The 3445-nt window shown below is 67.7% G+C and carries 3 protein-coding genes; all 3 read right to left on the reverse strand.

From position 1 onward, the window contains the following. Positions 1-122: 122 nt before the first annotated feature. A complete protein-coding gene (locus AC5Y49_RS24460) occupies positions 123-935 on the reverse strand; it encodes an ExeA family protein (protein ID WP_499891964.1) in 813 nt (270 codons plus the stop codon). Then, entirely contained in the window at positions 932-2338 is a 1407-nt protein-coding gene (locus tag AC5Y49_RS24465; protein ID WP_499891965.1) for a transposase, read from the reverse strand. The genes AC5Y49_RS24460 and AC5Y49_RS24465 overlap by 4 nt, the downstream gene beginning before the upstream one ends. Before the next feature lie 69 nt (positions 2339-2407). Continuing rightward, positions 2408-3016, reverse strand: coding sequence for a hypothetical protein (locus tag AC5Y49_RS24470; RefSeq protein ID WP_499891966.1), 609 nt, complete (start codon positions 3014-3016; stop codon positions 2408-2410). Positions 3017-3445: the final 429 nt, after the last annotated feature.

Here is a 3445-nt window from a genome sequence, read left to right on the forward strand (position 1 = left end):
TGTTAACCGGCACTCAAGGTGAGCACGATGGCGGCGTTGACGGTGAGGATGTGTGGGCATGAAATGACCCCGCCGGCAGATGTCCGGCGGGGTCGGTGGTGTTTGGGGTGTCGGGGTGGTGTTCAGTCTGCCGTGACTTCGGCGATGGCTGTGCGGGTGGAGGATTCGTCGACGATGGCTTTGTCGGCGGCGAACGCGGCGACGAGGGCTTGGAGCGCGAGGTTGTTGACCGCGCGGGGGTAGCCGCGGCTGGTCTGGTGGATCAGGCCGACGGCGTCGTCGGAGAACAGGGCATCGTCGCGACCGGCCAGCTTCAGGTGGTGGCGTAGGTAGCTGCCGGTCTCGGTGTCGGTCATGGGCGCCATCGTGTAGCGCAGCGCGATGCGTTGGTCGAGCGCAGCGAGCACGCCAAGTTTCATTCGCCGTCGCAGGGTGGGTTGGCCGACGAGTAGGCAGGCGAACGGGCTGGAGGAGTCGAGGTCGTGATTTGTCAAGAGCCGCAGCGCCTCCAACTGGTCATAGCCGAGCAGGTGAGCTTCCTCGACGACCACGACGGGGGTGCGTCCGCGCTCGGCTTGTTCGGCGGCCAGCGCGTCGGCGGCTTGGGGAGCCAGGGTGGCGTGGTGGGTCAGGGGTTGCCCGCCCAGTGAGGCGACGATGCGGTGGTGGATGCCGCGCACCCCGACGGTGGGGTCGGGCAGGTAGATCACGGCGTGGCGGCTGCGATCCAGGGCTGCCAGTGCGGCGCGCACGGCGACGGTCTTGCCGGCGCCGACCTCGCCGGTGATGACGCCGATGCGGCGGTCGGCGACACACCAGCCGATGCGGGCGACTGCCTCGTTGTGGGCGGCATGCCGGTGCAGCATGCCAGGGGCTAGATCGCGGCCGAACGGCATCCGGGAGAAGCCGTAGTAGGAGATCAGTTTGTCCATCATTTCGGTTGGGCCTCCTGGCCGGTGAGTAGGTCGAGCTGCCCGGGGATCTGATCGGCAGCCCCGGTGAGGGCGGCGTAGTTGACGCCGCGAGCGAGCTCGGCGGCGTGCGCGGTCTCGATCAGCTGCGCGTAGTCGATACCGCTGGGTTTCGGTGGTGTGGTGGGGGTTTCGGGTTTGGCTTTCGGGTGCGAGTGCCGTCCGATGTGATGCGGGACCGCCAGCCCCATCGGGGCGCCGGCCAGCCGCACCTCGATGCGGGTCAAATCGAACGGGTCGAACACCAACTCCACCTTCCGTCCCACCAAGGCGGGGTCGATTTCGTAGCGGTTGCCGTGCAGCGAGACGGTGGCGGTCTTGGTCACGCGGCGGTGTTCCTCCCACAGGAACGCCTCGGTGAGCGTCTGCGGGGCGGGCAGCGCGACTGGGCCACTAGCTGACCAGCGGGCCAGCGGGGTCTGCCCGGTTTCGGAATGCACCGTGCGGTGATAGACGGTTTCCACCCAGGCCGCGAACATCCGATTCAACTCGGCGAGGTCGGTGACGTGGTGGCGGCCGACGACGCCGGGTTCGCCGGTGATCTCGACTAGGAACTGCTCACGCACCGTCCTGAAAAATCTCTCTATCTTGCCCCGTCCTTCGGGCCGGCCTGGTGCGGAATGAATAAGGCGCACACCGAGTTTGGCACACGCACGCAACAACCATGCATCGACGAACGCCGACCCGCGGTCGACGTAGATCGCTTTCGGCACGCCGCGGGAGGCCAGCGCCGGGCGCAGCGCGGCAGCCAGCCGCACCGTGTCCTCGGCATAACCCCAACGGTAGCCGGGCAACAGCCGGGAATGATCGTCCAGAAACGCGAAAAGATACGTCTTGCGGGCCTGGATCCGTATGCCGTGCAACGCATCTCCAGTCCACAGGTCGTTCGGGCGCTCGGCCTCGAACCGGCCGAACACCGGCGCCGACCCGGCGGTGGCCCCGGTAAGCCCGAGCCGGTGGAAGTTGCGCTGCAGAGTGCGTTCATCCGGCGCCCACCCCAGTTGAGTTCGTAAGATCCGCTGAATGGCCGCGGCGGTGCGATCCGGGTTCTCCCGCCGCAGCGCCACCGCCAGCTCCAGCACCTCGGCCGGGGTGCGCGGGGTGCATTGGCGCGGGCTGGGCACCAGCGCATCGAACCCGCCAGCCCGCCAGTCCCGGATCCACCGGTCAATGGTCTGCCGCGAGATCCGCACCTTGCGCCCGAACGGGTCGATGTGCTCGCGCGAGGCCAGCTCGCGCACCATCTTCCCCCGCTGCTTGGTAGAGAGCGCCGCATCGGCGGCCTCCCGAATCAACTGATACCGAAACAACCCGATCGCCCGGGCCCGATCGGCCCGCACCTTCTCCTCATCATCGCCGACCACCACCGGCCGCTCCTTTCCGTTTGCTGTCCGTCAAACACACGACAGCGCACAGATTTACGGCCCAATCGACCGCTACGGCAGGGTCGACTCGTGTTGCACCCACTCGCCGGGCCAGCCCGGCGCCAACAATCGCCCACCCGACACCGCCACGGCCGTCTCGGCCAGCGACACCCCAGACAGCACGAACCGGCGCCCGATCGCCGCCGCCAGCGCACCGATCGCCATTACCGCATCGGCGAACACCCCACCGGCCGCATCCGGCATCACCGGGTCAGAATCGATTCCCCGCAGCCACACGGTGAACACCGAGCGCACCGCCTCGACACGCTCGGCAAACCGGCGCAGCCAGCCCCGCACCGTCTCGGCCGGGCGAGCCAAACCCGCGGCGATGCGGCGGAACCCGACCCGGCGCGTGGCCTTCGCCGCCAGCGCCGACACGATCACCGCCGCGGTGTCGGCCCGGCGCAACAACGCAGTCACCGGCAACAACACATGCGTCACCCCGCAACCGGTGCATCGCGACCGACGCGGACACAGCTCCACCGGTCCATCCGGGCCGCGCAACAGCCGCGCTCGAGCCCGCCCCCAGCCCGCCAGCACACCGCCGCAGCACGGGCAGCTCAACTCACCGGACGCCAGCCTGCCCTCGACTTGATCGATATCTGCTTCTACGGTGACCACTGCGCCTCCAAGCGCACACAGGCGGCCCTCCCGTAGCACTCCGGCAAGAGACGACGGGAGGGCCGTCGCCTACCAATGACCTGATCACCGTGCCGCCCCGGCACCGAGGACAACAAACCGGGATACAACAAACCGACACGCTGCTCATCGTCAGCGCCGGACCCCTACCCCCACGTGCTCACCCTGAATGCCCGCGAACACCTATGACGCGACTCATCTGTCACCTATGTCATGAACTCACACAGCCTAGGCTCCACGGAATTACGGCCGTGGTTGCACGTCGACGCTGGGCGGCCGCGGCGATGGTTCTGGACGTGACGAAAGGCCTTTGCAAGGCTCAGATCGGGGTTCGATTCCGCGTGACTCCACTTTGACGGGCCGAGTGGCATTACGACAGCCGACCGCAAATGATCGGTTCCAACCAATCTG

Source organism: Mycobacterium sp. NGS62, assembly GCF_059812285.1.

Bases quoted from the DNA above. Each gene is read 5' to 3' on its own strand.
- AC5Y49_RS24460 (WP_499891964.1), bottom strand. From the start codon at position 935: ATGATGGACAAACTGATCTCCTACTACGGCTTCTCCCGGATGCCGTTC.